General features: G+C 39.3%; 13 protein-coding genes and 4 pseudogenes. All 17 read right to left on the bottom strand.

The features are described 5' to 3' along the window. Position 1: 1 nt before the first annotated feature. Positions 2 to 785, bottom strand: a pseudogene (locus NYZ99_RS00190) (enoyl-CoA hydratase/isomerase family protein). Positions 786 to 796: 11 nt separating this feature from the next. Next, complete coding sequence (locus NYZ99_RS00185; protein WP_260575301.1) at positions 797 to 2,227, bottom strand: sensor histidine kinase; 1,431 nt, start codon at positions 2,225 to 2,227, stop codon at positions 797 to 799. 230 nt (positions 2,228 to 2,457) lie between these two features. Further along, the gene (locus NYZ99_RS00180; RefSeq protein WP_260572962.1) at positions 2,458 to 2,628 is read right to left on the bottom strand and encodes a hypothetical protein; all 171 of its coding nucleotides are present in this window, start codon (positions 2,626 to 2,628) and stop codon (positions 2,458 to 2,460) included. Positions 2,629 to 2,686: 58 nt separating this feature from the next. Next, positions 2,687 to 3,109, bottom strand: a complete 423-nt coding sequence (locus NYZ99_RS00175; protein ID WP_260572961.1) for a hypothetical protein — start codon at positions 3,107 to 3,109, stop codon at positions 2,687 to 2,689. A gap of 3 nt (positions 3,110 to 3,112) precedes the next feature. After that, entirely contained in the window at positions 3,113 to 4,798 is a 1,686-nt protein-coding gene (locus tag NYZ99_RS00170) for an AAA family ATPase (protein ID WP_260572960.1), read from the bottom strand. 123 nt (positions 4,799 to 4,921) lie between these two features. Further along, a complete protein-coding gene (locus NYZ99_RS00165; protein WP_260572959.1) occupies positions 4,922 to 5,383 on the bottom strand; it encodes a hypothetical protein in 462 nt (153 codons plus the stop codon). A gap of 106 nt (positions 5,384 to 5,489) precedes the next feature. Further along, entirely contained in the window at positions 5,490 to 6,128 is a 639-nt protein-coding gene (locus NYZ99_RS00160; RefSeq protein WP_260572958.1) for a hypothetical protein, read from the bottom strand. Positions 6,129 to 6,465: 337 nt separating this feature from the next. Beyond that, positions 6,466 to 7,018 (bottom strand): annotated as a pseudogene (locus NYZ99_RS00155) (CopD family protein). 81 nt (positions 7,019 to 7,099) lie between these two features. Beyond that, on the bottom strand, positions 7,100 to 9,352 hold the full coding sequence (locus NYZ99_RS00150) for a glycosyl hydrolase (protein ID WP_338039195.1): 2,253 nt from the start codon (positions 9,350 to 9,352) through the stop codon (positions 7,100 to 7,102). A gap of 82 nt (positions 9,353 to 9,434) precedes the next feature. After that, positions 9,435 to 10,070, bottom strand: a complete 636-nt coding sequence (locus NYZ99_RS20840; RefSeq protein WP_338039194.1) for a WD40/YVTN/BNR-like repeat-containing protein — start codon at positions 10,068 to 10,070, stop codon at positions 9,435 to 9,437. A 177-nt stretch (positions 10,071 to 10,247) separates the two neighbouring features. After that, positions 10,248 to 13,362: pseudogene (locus NYZ99_RS00145) on the bottom strand (WD40/YVTN/BNR-like repeat-containing protein). A 135-nt stretch (positions 13,363 to 13,497) separates the two neighbouring features. Continuing rightward, the gene (locus NYZ99_RS00140; RefSeq protein ID WP_260572957.1) at positions 13,498 to 14,151 is read right to left on the bottom strand and encodes a lactonase family protein; all 654 of its coding nucleotides are present in this window, start codon (positions 14,149 to 14,151) and stop codon (positions 13,498 to 13,500) included. Further along, positions 14,141 to 14,602: a lactonase family protein gene (locus tag NYZ99_RS00135; RefSeq protein ID WP_260572956.1), complete on the bottom strand. Its 462-nt coding sequence runs from the start codon at positions 14,600 to 14,602 to the stop codon at positions 14,141 to 14,143. The genes NYZ99_RS00140 and NYZ99_RS00135 overlap by 11 nt, the downstream gene beginning before the upstream one ends. A 60-nt stretch (positions 14,603 to 14,662) precedes the next feature. After that, positions 14,663 to 14,827, bottom strand: a complete 165-nt coding sequence (locus NYZ99_RS00130) for a hypothetical protein (protein ID WP_260572955.1) — start codon at positions 14,825 to 14,827, stop codon at positions 14,663 to 14,665. A 70-nt stretch (positions 14,828 to 14,897) separates the two neighbouring features. Beyond that, positions 14,898 to 16,274, bottom strand: a pseudogene (locus tag NYZ99_RS00125) (MATE family efflux transporter). Between the two features lie 30 nt (positions 16,275 to 16,304). After that, complete coding sequence (locus tag NYZ99_RS00120; RefSeq protein WP_260572954.1) at positions 16,305 to 17,099, bottom strand: DUF3050 domain-containing protein; 795 nt, start codon at positions 17,097 to 17,099, stop codon at positions 16,305 to 16,307. A 9-nt stretch (positions 17,100 to 17,108) separates the two neighbouring features. Beyond that, entirely contained in the window at positions 17,109 to 18,143 is a 1,035-nt protein-coding gene (gene hemH / locus NYZ99_RS00115) for a ferrochelatase (RefSeq protein ID WP_260572953.1), read from the bottom strand. Positions 18,144 to 18,262 lie beyond the last annotated feature (119 nt).

Raw genomic sequence — 18,262 nt, 5'->3', positions numbered from 1 at the left:
TCTACGAACCCGGAAAATCAGCTTTTCTTTTTTCTAAAAATGCCGTGGTCCCTTCAGCGAAATCATCGGTTCCAAAACACGCCCCGAAAGCTTCGATTTCCTGCTCGTAGCCATTAACAGTATTCATAAAACCCGCATTTACAGCTTTTATTGCATAGGATATGGCGACGGAGGAATTATTACATATTTTATCGGCTATTTTTAAGCATAATGGCAGTAATTCCTCTTGGTTCACAACATGGTTTACCAATCCATAGTTTTTAGCTTGTTCGGCCGATATCATACCGGCGGTCATGATCATTTCCAAGGCCCTTCCTTTACCTACGAGTTGAGGAAGACGTTGAGTACCCCCATAACCAGGAATGACCCCAAGAGATACCTCGGGAAGACCCATTTTTGCATTATCACTCGCCACTCTAAAATGACAGGCCATGGCCAGTTCCAATCCACCGCCCAAAGCGAAACCATTGACGGCAGCTATGACAGGCTTGGAAAGGTTTTCCACAAAATCGAATAATAATTCCTGTCCTTTAGCGGCCAGCTTTTTTCCCTTTTTTACTGAAAAATCCGCAAACTCTGAAATATCGGCACCTGCCACAAAGGCCTTTTTCGCCACTGCCTGTGATGATTATTACCTTAATATCAGAATCCTCCTCTAGTTCGGAAATAGCCTCATGTAATTCTTGAATGGTCTCCCTGTTAAGGGCATTTAATTTTTTTGGGCGATTGATGGTAATAATGCCAATCGCATCTTCAATCCCTACAAGTATGGTTTCGTAAGACATGTCGTTGTTGTTTATTTTATGGATATCATATTTCCTACCCTAGGGAATTTAACACAAAAAACAGTTCCCTTTCCCGGTTGTGATGTAAAATTGATGGTACCTTTATACGTTTCTACGATATTCTTCACCATTCCCAGGCCTAGTCCCATTCCACTAGTCTTTGTGGTAAATTTGGGTTCAAAAATCTTATCCTCCACTTCCTTTTCTATTCCTATCCCATTATCCGCCACGGAGATTTTTACCATTTCCCCATCTATTGCAACCGAAACTAAAATTCTTGGTGAGGGATTGTCATCAGGTATGGCCTGAATGGCATTTTTTACCAAGTTGGTAACAACACGAATCAATTGGGTTCGGTCCAATTTCGCGATAATTTCCTCTTCCTCCGCAATGAAGTGGATGTACTCCTCATTGAATATATCGAGGGCCAGTTTCACGATTTTCACAACATTAAGAGTCTCATTCTGCTGGGCCGGCATTTCGGCGAAACTTGAGAACGCCGAGGCTATGCTGCTCATCGTATCTATTTGCTGAATAAGTGTCTTTGAGTATTCAGCTACTTTTTCGGTAATATTAGGATCATCAGGGTCGAACTTGCGCTCAAAACTTTGTACGCTTAGGCGCATGGGGGTCAACGGGTTTTTAATTTCATGGGCCACTTGCTTGGCCATTTCTCTCCAGGCCTGCTCCCTTTCACTCTTCGCCAACTTCGCGGCACTTAGGCTAAGCTCATCGATCATGGCATTGTATGAGGAAATGAGTTTTTCTATTTCCTCACCCGGCTTTTCCAAATGGATTTTTTCGTTCCTGCGGGTAAGATCCGTTCGTTCCATCATATCACTAATGGTCTCCAAAGATCTTGTGATATACTTGGAAATGAAATATGCCAACCCTATGGCTAAAAGGAACATTAGAAAATAGACTCCTCCCAATCGAGTCAAAAACTCGTTTAACTCTTTGTCATTGAACGAATTATCCTCAAAATAGGGGAGGTTTAATATCCCGATAGGCTTAAATTGTCGATCCGAAATATAGGTATATGATGCTTGGTACTGATCCCCAGCGGCCTTGTTCCGCTCCACATACCTTTTGTCAACACTAGCTTCCAACTGGTTGAGCACCTCAGGGTCAAGACACAGGGATATCGGGTCATTTTCAAATTTAGGCCGGGAGCTTTTGATCAATTCACCCTCTAGGCTATAAATGTTGAAATTCATGTTTTGCACCACGGCAATCTCATAAATTTCCTCCTTGAAGATAAGCCCTAGATTTTCCGTTGTAACGGGGTATGTGGTCTTTTGAATGGTAAGATCAATACTTTGCCTAATCTGCTCCTCTTTTCGCTCCATTCTATTCTCGTGGTAATCAATATTGATTTCCCGAAACTGATAGATGGTAACGCCCAGTATAAGGACCGAAGCTATAAGTACCAACAAGATCATCGATACAAAAATGCGCGACCGTAAGGAGAATCTACTTATCAAAAGCTGCGTGTTTCGTTCAAAGTTAGCAAATATCGCACCAAAGCAGGTTTCTAGAAGGGAGTCATTATAACTCAACCAATGAATAATATAAAGCCTATTGCTATAGCCCCTAAATAAACTTTGGAGTTACTTCCGAAGATTTACATTTCATTTTAAGTACAGAATGTCCTAATCACTAAATAAGATTATCAACCAAATAAGTAGTAAAGTATTATACCTGTAATAACACCGTAAATGACACCAATTAATACACCTTGGAGAAAACCATCCTTATAACTCTTTTCATTATTAACCGTATTATTATTACCTGATATTATAGGTGATATGTCGCCTTTTGTTTTTTGCTTTTTTATTGTCATTTTAACTCATTTTTATCTCCACTTATTATTGGAGAATTACTGCCTACGGTTTTTTGAATTATTTTAGTTCCGAGTTTTTAAAACTATCCCTAAGCTCATCTTTATCTATCAATTTTATTTCTTCTTTTGAGATTATCTCTCTGAATTCTAAATAGTCTGTTTTTGATTCACAGGTTAAATTTCTATCGAATGTACTTGAAGAAACTGAAATCATTAATCTAGTATATTCGTCATTATTAATCTCCACTTCCATACTTACTACCTCATAATTGCTACTCTTCATTGTTAAAAATTTTAACCAAGTGTTTAAATTTTCTTTATTTCTGACTTTTTTCCTATAAGCTTCGATTACGCAGTCTTTTTCATCAAAAGCTATTTTTCGCCCGTTGGTTTGACAAAAGCTTAATAAAATATCGACAAAATCATCATTATCTTCACAACTATGATTGACGTAATTAGGACATAAAGTATAAATGGGCATATTCTATTCTATCTTTGCAGGTTGATTCTTTATAAAGGCAATTGTGTCATCCAATTCGTCATCATAAAATTCAGAAGGCCAATCAAAAGCTCCTGATTCTGAAACATCCACCTCATCTATAGTGCTTTTCTTTTTTTCTTTTTTTATAAAATAAATTGCAACATCCCTATTTGATATTTTACCCTCGGAAATTCTTCTTCTAAGTCTTCTCAATAAATATTCACTATGAGTTTCGATTAAAAGTGCTCTATCGGGTTGGCTATCATTTTTTACCATGTCAATAAATAAATCCGCTAGTTCAGCCTGCATTTTCGGATGCAAATGTATTTCCGGCTGCTCAATTAGAGTTAATGATTTAGACCTTGAGAGAAACCCTTGTACTATAACAGGAAGAATTTGAGAGATTCCAAAGCCAACATCAGTAATGTCAAGTTTTAATCCTGATTGGTTAACTTTAAGATGATGTATGACATCTTGAAGCTTGTCAACATTTACTTCAAAACCAAAATTACTCAACCAGTTATTGACCTTCTTTTTTACAGAATTATTCTGTTTTAATATTTCTGCTAGGTTTTCACCTATAATTGTATTAAATGATGAACCAATATTTGCTTCATCCAAAAAATAATATCTCTTAGGATAAGCTCTTAATGGGCTAACATAATTAATAAAACTCTCATCAAGACTTATGATTAGAGGTTCTAATATTCCCGATAAAATTTGAATAAAAGTACTTTCAAAAATTTTTCTATCTAATCTAATTGACCTATCTCGATTTTCGACCTCAGTATTAAATGTTAAAAGTTTGAATTTCAAATTTTTACCAACTTCAATTCTATATTTGTTTAAGACCTTATCTTCTATTAAATCAGAATATATTTTATGGACGTCCTTTCCATTTTTACTCTTGGCTGTCGAATAACCGATAATCACTTTGTCATCATTAATTACTTTAAGTGAATTCGCTATTAAACTATTGTTCCTCTTGTTAAAGCCAATCTCATAAACATAAGTCAAATTCTTTAATTCGATTTTGTTATAGGCCTCCAAGAATTTGATTGTATGCTCTAAGGATTTAATATCTATGTTTTCTATTAATTCATTGATATTTTTCTTGTTCTTTAATACATTGGATTTTAAATGCCTGGAATTTTCATTTTCAATATCTCCTAAATCCCTTTTGTACTTTTTATATCCCTTAATTATTTCTTTTGCTTTTTCAATTAAAGTCAAATCTTTAGTTTCGAAATCCGCATAAATTCTATTTAGTTTTCTTACACTTACTGACTTTAAATCCTTTTCCTTTACAAGCTTTGTCTGTATATACGCTTCGTTATATACAAATTCTCTTTGAATGGCTTTAAGCTTCCAAGCAATTTCATCCAAAAACAGACTTTGATCTATAAATCCATAATCATCTGATACTGAAATTTTAAATGTTATAGCTTTATCGGTATTGAAATTATTAAATATATTTTCAGGCTCACCTAGATTTAAATATTTTCCATTAAGCTTTAATGCTGAATTATATAAACCTTTGAAGTTAAATGTTTGTTTCAATAGCAGTATTAGTTGCATCAAACTGCTTTTTCCAATACTATTGGCTCCTAAAAGTATAGTAATTGGTTTTATCTTTAGTTTTCCGTTTTCGAATGCTTTGTAGTTTTCAAACTCTATTCCTTTAAGCATATAAAAAGATTTAGTTTTAAGATAAACTTAAATATAAAGAAATTTATTAGGCCCTTAATTTCTAGAAGTATTAGAATCTTAAATACAATACATTTAGCTCAGATTTTTATGCACTAAAACATTCTAATTGTCAGAAGTTTTGTCATCCAGTTTTATACTAAAGCCTCCTACAAATCGTATTGAGAATAAAAATTGGGTATCGGTAAGTCCTTGAATATCATTTCTTCCCTCTCCGCCAATCATCGGCATTGAAAACTCTGCTATAATATTATTAAGCCTAAAACCGAATGAAGGTTCAATTCCACTAAAGCTTGTATCGGTAGTTCCTAAATATTGATTTCTGATTATGTCATTGGTTGGTGATGAAATATCCCCTGTTAGTTCCCTAAAAGTATAATTAAAACCAATTCTTACACTATACTTTCTGCGATTATTCCCATCTCGAATCTTATCATTTGGAAGAAATTCATGGAAGAGACCAAACCTTAAGTTTAATGCTCCTGCATATCTACTTTTGTCCACATCATCTTCCACTAGGTTCCAAAGAACATTAGAAGCATTAATTCTAAAATTAGCACCACTCACCCATTTTGTTATCCATCCTCCACGCAACCATAGGAGCTCCGGGTTAAAATAGACGTCAGAATTTATAAAAACAGATTGTTTGGAACTAACAGGATTTAAAACATAATTACCGAATAGTCTCGGTATTGGTTACTGTGGATCCACTTAGTTCAGCCTCAAGCGAATCAACACTTGAAGCTACATTAATGTAAGCCTCCATATCCAAGCTTTCAAAAAATCTCTTATGTTCCTTTTTTATAGATTTATTTTCTGTTTGACTACTTATTTTATTCTTCTGCTTTTCAAATTCTAGCTTCTCCTTTTTTAATTCCCTTTTTTTCTCCACTAAAATGGAAGAATCATTTTCAGTTTTTAATAATTCGTTTATATCCTCAATTTTTTTCGATAGTCTTTTTATTTTCTTATCTAATTTCATTTCTGACCTTAAAGCATAAAATAGAATTTTATCCTCGTCAAATAGCTCCATTTGCTTTTTGCTTTTTGATAAAAAATATCTTTCAAAGATGACACCTAAGCCCGCAGCACCTTGTACTTGGTCACTTGCTTGACTTAAATTTGCTTGCAAATTGGCTGTGCCAACAAAATCGATATAGAATTGGTTAGGGCCATCTGTTGGTATCGAATTCTTGCTTGAATTTGAACTCTCTGTGTTAAGTGAATCTTTAGAAGATTCTTGAAAAAATGCATAGGTGTGCCTAGAAGAAATAAAAATCATCAAAAGCACTAGTGTAATTTTACTTTTCATAATTCAAGTATTGGTTGGTAAAAAATCTATTTCAACAACAAAATATGCCATACCCATTTGTGGGTATTTAATGTCGGGGGAAGTAACTAGCAGGTGTTCTTATTATTTGGAGTACTTCAATATAAAAAATGGATGGATATGATCCATACTAGAAAAACCTTATAATTTTGGAGGTAATTGTATTATTTTATAAGTTTTTTCTTATTAAAAATGTAGTTTATTAAAACAAAAATGTAAGGTGTGCAAAAAAGAGGTTAAATGACGAAAGATTTTTAGTGTCATTTTAGAACAGGAAATTTCTCGTGAAAATTTGGACTGATTAGGAAGTATCTACAGTTTAAGCTTCGGGATTTTTGTTTCGGAGGCGTTTGTAAAGCTTGATGCCAAGCATCAAAAGTATTCCAAGCACCACTATTCCTACGACGCCAAATATCCAATTGAAGGCACTTTTCAGAATAACCAAAAACACCACAGCAAATAATATAAGGGTAGCCCCCTCGTTCCGAGATACGCATGTAGTTCGATGTATAGCGTATATCGTCTTGCTGGAATCTTTTAAAAATAAAGTGGTTCTTTAGATGGTAGGCAAACAACAACAACACAAAACCCAATTTCACGTGCATCCAAGGTTGTTGAAGCCATTGGGGCATCAAAACCAATAACCAAATAGCAAAAACGGTTGCCAAGATAGCCGAGGGCCAAGTGATTATATACCACAACCGCTTTTCCATGAGCTTAAACTGGTTGCTGAGAATGTTGCGTTCGGCTTCCGGTTTCTCTTGTGCCTCAATATGGTAGATGAATAATCTAGGGATATAAAAAAGCCCTGCAAACCACGTGATCACGAAAATTAAATGCAAGGCCTTTATATAATTGTAGTACTCTGTCATGCAGCTATACTTCTATGATTTAAATATCAAAGGTAGTATAATAAGCATTTTCAATGTCTTAGGGATTTCATTAAATGATAATTATAATCTTAATGCCCCAATACCTGCATCCCAAAGCGCTTTATTATAGGCAGGAATATCGGTCTTTGTCAATGCCTCTCCCCTAGCTCTTAATTGGATCCATTGTTGGTCCAATTCTTGCTTTCGTTCCTTATTTGATTTGTTCACTCGGGGAATACTTCCACTAGTCTGATTTAACAGAAATAGGTATTCCGCCGTAAACTTGTTGGGGAAATTTTCCACATCATCATAAGCCTGTGATTTACGCTGTACCATATCGCCATCCCAAGCCTTCATTTTATCCAACAAGGCCTCCCCTTTGGTTTTTAAAGTTTCATCCGCTATATCCGAAAGTAGCTCTTTTAAGTCCTTTTGCACTTTAAAAAGGGAATTGACCATCGTATGCATCTCGGTAATCTTCTGCTCCATGTCGGTCATCATTTCATCATACTCTTCAAATTGACCAAGCTTCATGTCTATGGTTGGAATGCCTTTGATTTCTCCTTGAGTAGTTATAGATTCTCCATCAACCTTGAGCGTAATGGTATACATTCCGGGAATGGCCTGGTGTCCCCTAAAATTTGCCTCAATGTACACCCCTGGAATTCCTGGAACTATCGAATGGCCCATATCCCATACAAACCGATTCAAGCCCTCTTTTTTGGGTAAAACTGGTGCCGGAGGTGCCCCTCCACCATTGTGTGGAACATAGTCGGTATCTTTTTCTGAACTAAATTTTCTTACAACTTTCCCGTTGGCATCTTTAATTTCCAAAGAAACCTTAGTGGAATCTGTCAATTTGGGTAATTCATAATACAACACCATTCCATTAGCAGGGTTCACCCCATCAAAGGCATCCGTTGCATTAAGCTCCTTGGAATTTCTACTCAAGGGGCTTCCCCAGGAACCGGCATAGGCCCCACTTGGTTTCAATAATTTTAAGCCCTTTTTGGTTGGTTCATACTGGCTAAGGGCATTGATATTGTCCAAAATCCAAAAAGATCGACCCGAGGTCGCCACTATCAAATCGCCCCTATGAACCTTTAGATCCAACACTGGAGTTACCGGTAAATTCAATTGAAAAGGCTCCCATGCTTTGCCACCGTTCCAAGAAACATACATACCAAGTTCCGTACCCGCATACAGCAAATCCTTTTTATTCACATCTTCCCTAACCACCCTTGTAAAGGCTCCGTACGGAATGCCTGAACTAATATTGGCCCAGGTTTTTCCATAGTCCGTAGTTTTGTATAGGGCCGGGGTATAGTCGTTGAATTTGTAACGAGTAGTAGCAACATAGGCAGTTGCCGGATCATGCGGTGATACTTCAATGGCATTAATCAGGGATTCTTTAATAACATTGGGTGTCACATTTTCCCACGTCTCGCCTCCATTTTTTGTGATATGAACCAATCCATCGTCACTCCCTGTCCGGAATACTCCCTTTTCATGTGGTGATTCTATCATATAGGCCAAAGTGCCATAGTTTTCAGCCCCCACCGCTTCGTTGGTGTAAGGCCCTCCACCATTCCCTTGCTTGGCATCTATATCCCTCGTCAAATCTGGAGAAATTTCTTCCCAAGTAACTCCCATATCACGGGTTCTTAATACCAATTGTGCGCCATGGTAATACGTGCCCGGTTCATGGATGGAACCAATGATCGGGGCATTCCAATTGTAAAGATATTTCATGTTTCTCGCCTCGCGCCCTAAATATTGAATGGGTGCCGCCATGATATTGGTGGAGCTTTTGGTATCCATATCCAATACTTCAATGGTTCCCAAGTAACTACCCCCTAGTACATATCTTGGATTATCCGGGTCAAAGGCCAAAAAAGCACTTTCACCCCCAGCAGTATAAGTCCAATCCTGTTCGGATATGCCTCCCCTTCCAAGGGAAAGGCTGGCAATACGTACCGACGTATTATCCTGCTGTCCACCATAGATATTGTATGGAAAAAGATTGTCTACGCTAATTCTATAAAATTGTGCCGTAGGCATATTGTCCTGGGAAGACCACGTTTTTCCGTAATCAAAGGTAATGGTAGCACCCCCGTCGTCCGCCAACACCATATTTTTAGAATTCTCCGGGTTTATCCATAAATTATGCGTGTCTCCATGTGGCACATCTATGGTCTCCCATGTTTTTCCACCATCTTCAGAACGAAACATAGAGGCACTTAATACATACACTGTTTCGGCATCGTTCGGATCTGGAAAAACCTCAATATAATACCAAGCCCTTTGGACCAATCTATTATCACCACTGACCATGGACTAGGATTCACCGGCGTCATTGGAAACAAAAAGACCTCCTTTGTCTTCATTGGAATCACTTTCGATCACTGCGTATACCTTATTGGAGTTTGCCGGACTCACGGCAATGGCCATTTTTCCCTTTTTCCTCGGGAAGGCCTTCATGGATTTTTTTCCAGGTCTCTCCGGCATCGGTAGATTTATAAAGTCCACTGCCTTCACCACCACTGATCACCATATTGGGTTTTCTCTGATGTTCCCACATGGCCGCATACATGATTTCAGGATAATTGGCATCCATGGATAGTTCGGCCGCCCCTGTCAAATTATTCACAAAAAGGGTGTTTTTCCAAGTCTTACCCCCATCCACTGATTTGTATATTCCCCTTTCAGGATTCCCTTCAAACAGGGCTCCTTGGGCTGCCACGTATACAATATCAGGATTGGTTGGGTGTATGATAACACGGGAAATGTGCTGGGTTTTTTCCAATCCTAAATGCTGCCATGTTTTACCGGCATCGGTCGATTTATACACGCCATCACCATAAGATGTCATAACCCCCCTTGGGGCATGCTCTCCCATGCCACAATATAGAATGTTAGGGTTCGAAGCCGAAACCGCTATGGCACCCACTGAACCTGTTTTGAAATACCCATCAGAGATGTTTTCCCATTTCTGACCCGCGGTTTCGGTCTTCCAAAGTCCGCCGCCCGTGGTACCCATGTAATAGGTCATTGGATCATTTATAACCCCGGAAGCCGTTACCGACCTACCCCCCTGAAAGGACCAATATTCCGATATTTCATCGGTTTAAAATACTCATTGGCCGTTTGGCAAAAAGTTGCTGAAGCAACCAGTGAAAGGACAAGAGTAATAAAAAACTTTGCTTTGTTCATTAATATACTTTTTTGATTATTCAACGAACAAATAGTTCAAGTTCAACTCGTTAAATGAGGAATTAAATTCCTTTAGCTCATTGGACATTACGGCATCAAACTTATCAAGCTCCGTATTAATGAGTGCCGTGAGTTCATTTTTAACCTCGATATCCTGATCTGTGGGAGGAAAATCGTCTATGGCCACCAGACTGTTTAAATGCCCTAATTTATTGGTCAACTTTATCGGGAAATTGAGAGGGTCTTGCCTACTTCTATTTTTTGTTTGGTATAGGGCTTTCTCCACCTCCCCCAAGCTTTCCTTCATCTTCTTGGCCTTTTCGATAAGTTCTTTAGTGGACTCATTATCTGCGTATTGTTTAGTGAATGCATCCAATTGCCCCGTAACGTTCCTAATCTTTTCAATGGATTTGTGGGCTTTGTCTACCGTGGTATTGATATCGGTGATAAAATCATATTGCTTTTGCATATCTGCTATCGATGCCTCCGCTCTTGGGTCCGGAACTATTTTGAACTCTTGGGAACTCGAATCTCCATTGACATTCAAATGCACCTTATAACTACCTGGAACTGCTTTTGATCCATCCAAATTGGCCCACCAAAGAATCATACCATCGAGCAATTTTGCTCCTTTACCACGAGTATCCCAAACAAAGGTATTCCCACCTTTTTTAACCTCAAGCTTTTGATCTTTTTCCTTGGTATAAGTATTATACGTGGCCAACGTATCCCCGGCCATTGAAGTGTATGTGAGATGTACGCTATCCTTTTCACTTAGATTTTTTAAATAGAAATGGGTTACTACACCATTGGGGTGGTTTTGTCCGGACGTTTTTGAAGACCTAGTTGAAGCCCTGCCTTTGGTGCGATAGGAATCCTTCGGCTTATAAAGAATATGTTCCGATGATTTTTTGCTATCATCCAATTGGTGCAGCACCGTTAAATCATCTATAATCCAAAGACTTCTTCCCTGGGTAGCGACAATAAGGTTATCATCCTTGATAGTCAAATCTGTAATGGGCACTATGGGTAAGTTCATCTGAAAGGAATTCCAGTTGGCTCCATCATCAAAGGAGATATACATTCCGGTTTCCGTACCGGCATATAACAAACCTTTTCTTTTAGGATCTTCCCTTACCACACGCGTAAAATGTTCGTCTTTGATCCCATTGGTAATCTTGATCCAGGTTTGACCATAATCCGTGGTTTTATATAAATACGGTTGAAAATCACCCAATTTATATCGCGTAGCGGCTACATAACAAGTGCCTTCATCAAAATAAGAAGGCTCAATACTGTTGATCATGTTCCACTCCGGCATACTTGGAGGCGTTACATTTTCCCAAGTTTCACCACCATTTTTAGAAACATGTATCAAGCCGTCATCACTACCTACCCGGAGAAGTCCCTCTTTCAAAGGACTTTCGTTGGCCGTAAAAATGGTACAATAATATTCAACACTTGTATTATCCTGTGTAATAGGTCCTCCACTAGAACCTAATTTTGTAGGGTCGTTCCTGGTCAAATCCCCGCTCAATAACTCCCAACTTTGACCTTCATTGGTAGTCATATGTACGTGGTTTGAAAAGGTGTATAATTTATTGGGATCATGTCTGCTGAACAAAATGGGGAAATTCCACTGAAAGCGATATTTCATAGCTTCCGCACCCGCTCCCATGGGATTGTCAGGCCAAACATTAATACCCCTCACCGTGCCATTTTCATGGTTTACGCGAGTTAGAAACCCGTCATAACTACCCCCATAAACAATATCATCGTTTTCTGGATCAACGGCTATCCATGCAGACTCGCCTCCGGCAGTTTCTTCCCAATCATCCTCGGTAATGGCTGAACCATCACTTCTATGATTGACACGCAGTGTAGAATTGTCCTGTTGTGCTACATAAATGCGATATGGGAAATGATTGTCCGTGGTCACCCGATAATATTGTGCCGTGGGCTGGTTGTAATAGGTGCTCCAAGTCTCTCCACCATCATAGGATATTTGGGCACCCCCATCATCCCCAATGATCATTCGTTGACCGTTCTCTCGGAGAAATCCAAAGGTCATGATGATCTCCATGTGGTGCGTTAAAGGATTTAAAGGTCTTTCCACCATCCATAGATTTGTGGTAGCTAACGTTTAACACATATACCACATCCTCATCTTGGGTGTCGGCATACACTCGGGTATAATACCAGGCACGTTGTCTTAAACTCCTGTCACTATTTACCAGCGTCCATTTTTTACCTCCATCTTCAGAACGATATAGACCTCCCTTTTCCTTGTTTTCTACAATGGCCCAAACCCTTTCGGAGTTTTTTGGTGAGACAGCCACTCCGATGATTCCTAAGGTATCCTTTGGAAAACCTTCATTTTTGGAAATTTCCATCCACGTTTCTCCACTATCTGTACTTTTCCACAATGCAGAGCCTTCTCCACCGCTACTTAAACTATAAGGAGTTCTTTGAGCACGCCAGGTGGAAGCATACAAAATCCTTGGATTGTTTGGGTCAAAGGTCAAATCCACGGCCCCCGCCTGTTCGTTTACGAAAAGAACCTGATTCCAAGACTTTCCTCCATCGGTACTTTTATAGATACCCCGTTCTTTGGTTGGTTTATATATATCTCCCAAAACCGCTGCATACACCGTATTGTAATCCGTGGGATGCACCCTGATTCTTGGCACATGTCTGCTCTTATCCAAACCGGCCCTTTCCCAAGTCTTTCCCGCATCCACGGTTTTCCAAATACCATAGCCGGAAGAAACGTTGCCTCTTAAAGTTTTTTCCCCTCCTCCAACATAAATCACATTAGGATCGCTTTTTGCTACTTCTACGGCACCGATACTTCCTCCGAAGTATCCGTCTGAGATATTTTCCCAGGTACGACCTCCATCCAAGGTCTTCCACACACCACCACCTGTAGCTCCAAAATAAAATAGATTGGGTTCACCAGGCACCCCAGTCACGGCAGCAGAACGGCCACCTCTGTAAGGACCAATACTACGATAATCTAGGCTGGAGTACAATTCCTCCGGATAGGAGACAGTTGTGCTATTTGATTTGTTTCTTCGTTGTCCTTCTAGTCCGTTAGGCAACAATAATAGGAAAAGGGCCACAAGGCCCATAAAAGAGTAATTGGATTTCATTTTGTATTCTTTGAATTAGTCCCTTTAAAAATAGGAAAAAGCAGTCAAAGAATTTCAGTTTTATACAGACTTATCAGCATAAAGTTTAGTACTTGATTTACCAGTACCAAAAAATTACTCCAAAAACTCCAAGCAAACAGGGTTAGGCAAGGCCATTTCCTCTAAAAACTCAAGAGTGCCTTGTTCTTGGTTCCTTTTAAACACCACAATGTTGCTGCTTTTTTGGTTCGCCACCAATAAGTACTTACCGCTAGGGTCTATAGTAAAATTACGGGGCCAATCCCCACGTACGGATTCCCTGCCAACCAAATTCAAGGAGCCTGACGTTGTATCTACTTCAAAAATTACAATGGTCTGCTCCCCTCTATTGGATCCGTATAAGAATCGTCCATCGGATGATAAATGGATGTCGGCACAATAGCTTTCACCGGAAAAACCCTCTTCCAATGTAGAATGGGCTTCCTTATTGATGTAGTTTGAACCCTTTCTTTCAAACACCGAAATGGTTGAATTCAATTCGTTTATGGTATACAGAAATTTACCGTCCTGGCCAAATGTAAAATGTCTTGGGCCTGCACCTTCAGGTAAATCAAGGGAAGGTTGTTCATTTGGTTCAATTTTGCCATCCATTAAAGAAAAACGTTTTACTGCGTCCAAACCTAAATCTGCGATAAACAAACCATCCTTGGTAAAGGCCGCGGAGTGCGCGTGAGAAGTCTTTACGGTATCCAAGCCTTGAAGATCTATGACCTGGGGATCATTCGTCAACCCACCGAGAATCGTCTAAGCTGAAAATGGTGGCATTGCCACCTGTATAGCTTGAAGCAGCCAAGTACTGTCCATCATCAGAAACAGCGATATGGCAAGGATGGGCCCCTACCGTAGCCATAGCCCCTTTTTCAATAAGCTTACCATCCAAAAGTTCATAGGCCATTACGCCACCCGAAGTATCCTCAAAGGAATCTGTCTCCAGTACCGAATAGAGCATAGAATTATCCGGAGAGAATTTTATGTAGGAAGGGTTTTCAATGGTAGCCGCCAATTGCTTGTCGGTCAGGGCTCCAGTATTCGCATTGAATTTAAGTTGATAAATTCCATTACTGTCCCCATCTGTATAGGTTCCTACATATAAATCGTACATTTCGTGTTCTACATTCGAATTACATCCCATTAATAATAATATGCCAAGGCATACTGAAGTGGCTATCCTACTTTTCACTAGTTTGCTTAATTTCCCTAAATGTAATCACTTCTTTCGAAATAGGATAGTCTGCTCTTTTTAAGAATCAATTTCGGAATCCTGTTTCCGGTCTTTGTAGTTACGGTATTCGCGAGATGTTTTTTTCAAGTCGATAATGGTAATGATCAAAACTATCAATAATACAAAGGAAACCACAGCCAATAAAAAATACATCATGGAGGGACTTTTATCTTTAGAAACCATAATTTGATAAAAGTCACTTCTTGTCTGAAGATATTCTATGATCTTCTTTTTCTCACAATGTATTGAATACTTACACCAAGGTCCGTTTAATTTCCTTTCTCAAGAAAAGCCCGGTCACTACGGTTGCCAAAACATCGGCGATGGGAAAAGAAATCCACACACCCAGTTCCCCATACAAATTTGGCAAAATCAAAATGAGAGGGATAAAGAAAAAACCCTGTCTCGGAAAGGGTTAGCAACAATGCCGGAACAGCCTTCCCTATGGCCTGGAAATAGGCAGCGCCTATAAGTTGTAATGCAATAATTGGGGTCGCTGCAAAAACCCAACGCATTGCATTCGGTGCATTTTCCAATACAAAGGCATTTGTTTCCAAATCATGTGCGGACATACCAGGTTTGTCACTTAAGAAAAGAGCCGTAATAGCCTCCGGAAATATCATCAATCCAATAAATACCAAGGTAGCCGAAGGGATGCATAGGATATTGCCGTGTTAATCGTTTTTCGTACCCTTTGGTATTTTTTGGCTCCATAATTAAATCCGGCAATGGGCAAAAAGGCTTGGGTTACACCAAAAACTGGAAACAAGGCAAACATTAACATTCTACCTATGATTGCATATACCGCCACCATGGCCTCTCCCCCCAAGGTGAATAGGATATTATTCATAATTAAGTAAATAACACTGACAACGGCCTGTCTTGCCAGTGTCACAAAACCTAAAGATCCCATTTCCCTTACCACGGGAATATCAAGTCCCAAATGCTTCCATTGGATCTTCATTTCGGAATGCTGGGAAAAGAAAAAGTAGCTTACGTAGGAGAAACACAATACATAGCCAATCGTGGTGGCCCAGGCGGCACCTGTCATTCCCCAATCAAAAACATAAATAAATAGGTAATCCATTAATAGGTTACCCACAGAGGGAATAATCATGGCTATCATCGCAAATTTAGGTTTCCCTTCTGCCCGTATAACCGTGTTCCCCATCATACAGAGTGCCAAAAAAGGAACTCCATAAAGTACAATGGTATAATAAATCCTTGCGGGATCATATATGGCCCCTTTCCCGCCAAAGGCCGGTATGATCGATTCTATAAAAGTGAGCCCGACTATAACCATGGATATCGTTATAATCAGTGTTAGGGTAATCTGGTTCCCAAAGGTGATAAAAGCCTTCTGTTTATTGTTGGCGCCAAGTGCCCTGGAAATAATACTGGACCCACCTACTCCAATGGACATTCCCAGTGCACCGATAAAAAATGAAACCGGAAGTACAACATTAATGGCCGCAATGGCAATGGATCCGATCCAATTTCCAACAAATATGGAATCGACCAGCACATTCAAGGACATCACAAGAATTCCAATACTGGCCGGTACCGCCTGTCCTACCAATAATTTTCCGATGGGTTGTTTACCCAATTCCTCCGATGTGAATTTGGCCATAGGCCTACTTTGAAATTTCTTTAATTAGGATTATACCAAGATGGGAGTGGTTTGTTTTTGCCTTATTATTACCTCCGTTATATAATCCCATAAATGAATTCTATGTTGAAGTGCCCTTTTTGAAATATTCAGAACCTCGTTCCATCTATCCTCATCATCCCCACAAAGTTCCGTTATCATTTTTAAGGATAGTGGGCCATGCTCATCTCCATCCAACTCTATATGTCTTCGCAAATAATAATCCAACTTGGGATATAATGGAGCCTTTCCCTCATTATCGATTATCCTCAGGAACATATCCGGAATCAGCTCTTCCCTTCCAAAGGTAAAAGCTGCCGCAACTTCATGGGGTTTGCCCCCCTCAATTACCTCGAAGGTAAATTGCATAAATTTCTTGATGGCATCCGGAAGTAGCGACTCCTCAATACTTTCTTGAACATTTGCCTTGGCTATCACTGAACCAATGAAGTGTTGCACTGTGTCTACATCCGCGCCCACTTCTTCCATGGCATTGAGGTACATTTGAAAATGACTCATAAAGTTACCTGCCTCGTCCCGATCTGTCTCCTCCTCCAAAACAATTTCATTGATAAAACGTGCAGTATTGGTATTTTGTGAAGGTATCCAGGGGGTGGTGACGCACGTAAGCTGTAATTGCAGGGCTTTTAAAAGTGACATAAAATCCCAAACCGCGTATACATGTCCTTCCATAAATAGACGTACATCCTCTATGGAAGACAATTGGTTATATAACTGATGATTTTTTAATTGGGACCTTAGGGGAGCTAAGGCCTTTTCAATATTTTCAATATTCTCTTTGCTCATACCTTTTTTTTAATGATGTGGCAGCGCCCCTTCCTTTTCCCAAGTGTCTATCCATTGAGCCATTAAGGAAACCCAAGCCTCATCATCATTTAAACAGGGGATGTGCTTATAGCTTTCCCCACCTGCTTCCATAAATTGATGTTTGCCTTCCATTGCAATTTCTTCCAAGGTTTCCAGGCAATCCGCTATAAAAGCAGGGGTGACCACAGCCAATTTCTTCTTTCCTTCCTTGGGAAATCGTTCAAACTCAAAATCCGTATAGGGTTTTAACCAGGGATCATTGGGCAAGCGCGATTGAAAAGATACGCTTACGGTATCTTCCGTAAGATTCATGTGCGTTCGAACCAGCTCTGTCATTTTATAACACTGATGTCTGTAGCATGTATGATGGGCTACCGAGTTTGTGCTACAACAGGAACCGTCAATTTTACAATGAAACTTGGTCGGATCAGATTTTCGAATATGCCGCTCTGGTATCCCATGATAAGAAAATAGAATATGATCGTACTCAAAATCCTTCAAGCCAGCCTTAATGGAATCTGACAACACTCTTATGTAATCGTTGTTCTTATAAAAAGCGGGCAAAGTGGTGACTTTTATTTCAGGAAAGAATTCGTCCTTAACTTCCAAGGTCTTAACCACCACAGTTTCATAGGAAGACATGGCGTAATGTGGATACAGGGGTACTAAGAGCACCTCATCCACTCCTTTTCCCTTAAGCTCTTCAAGGGCCTTTTTAATCGTCATACTTCCATATCGCATGCCCAGGGCTACCGGAATTTCACTTTGCTTACGAACCTTTTCCGTGAACCTTTCCGAAAGAATAATCAAGGGAGAACCCTCTTCCCACCAAATTTTGGAATAGGCCTCGGCTGATTTTTTAGGCCTTGTTTGCAAAATGATACCTCGCACTATGATGTTTCGCAACCATTTGGGAACGTCTATAACACGTTCATCCATAAGAAACTCATCCAAATACGGTTTTACGTCTTTAGGGGTTGGACTATCAGGGGAACCTAGGTTGACCAATAAAACTCCTTTCATTCTGTAAAGTTGATTTTTGAATTGCAAAAATAAGACTTGATAACCGATGATATTTTAATTTTTGGCATTAGTTTTCTATACTACCATAAAGCCAATCAATTTGTAGCCTATAAATTCTT

This window comes from Maribacter litopenaei (assembly GCF_025244665.1).
Classification (GTDB): Bacteria; Bacteroidota; Bacteroidia; order Flavobacteriales; family Flavobacteriaceae; genus Maribacter; species Maribacter litopenaei.
The sequence above is the reverse complement of the archived record's forward strand: the minus strand, read 5'-3'. Positions and strand labels throughout refer to the sequence as shown.

What these genes read in the sequence shown, in the direction of transcription:
- NYZ99_RS20840 (WP_338039194.1), bottom strand. Translation starts at nt 10,070, where the DNA reads ATGACCTATTACATGGGTACCACGGGCGGCGGACTTTGGAAGACCGAA.
- NYZ99_RS00160 (WP_260572958.1), bottom strand. Translation starts at nt 6,128, where the DNA reads ATGAAAAGTAAAATTACACTAGTGCTTTTGATGATTTTTATTTCTTCT.
- NYZ99_RS00150 (WP_338039195.1), bottom strand. Translation starts at nt 9,352, where the DNA reads ATGGTCAGTGGTGATAATAGATTGGTCCAAAGGGCTTGGTATTATATT.
- NYZ99_RS00120 (WP_260572954.1), bottom strand. Translation starts at nt 17,099, where the DNA reads ATGAGCAAAGAGAATATTGAAAATATTGAAAAGGCCTTAGCTCCCCTA.
- NYZ99_RS00175 (WP_260572961.1), bottom strand. Translation starts at nt 3,109, where the DNA reads ATGCCCATTTATACTTTATGTCCTAATTACGTCAATCATAGTTGTGAA.
- NYZ99_RS00170 (WP_260572960.1), bottom strand. Translation starts at nt 4,798, where the DNA reads ATGCTTAAAGGAATAGAGTTTGAAAACTACAAAGCATTCGAAAACGGA.
- NYZ99_RS00185 (WP_260575301.1), bottom strand. Translation starts at nt 2,227, where the DNA reads ATGATCTTGTTGGTACTTATAGCTTCGGTCCTTATACTGGGCGTTACC.
- NYZ99_RS00180 (WP_260572962.1), bottom strand. Translation starts at nt 2,628, where the DNA reads ATGACAATAAAAAAGCAAAAAACAAAAGGCGACATATCACCTATAATA.
- hemH (WP_260572953.1), bottom strand. Translation starts at nt 18,143, where the DNA reads ATGAAAGGAGTTTTATTGGTCAACCTAGGTTCCCCTGATAGTCCAACC.
- NYZ99_RS00130 (WP_260572955.1), bottom strand. Translation starts at nt 14,827, where the DNA reads ATGGTTTCTAAAGATAAAAGTCCCTCCATGATGTATTTTTTATTGGCT.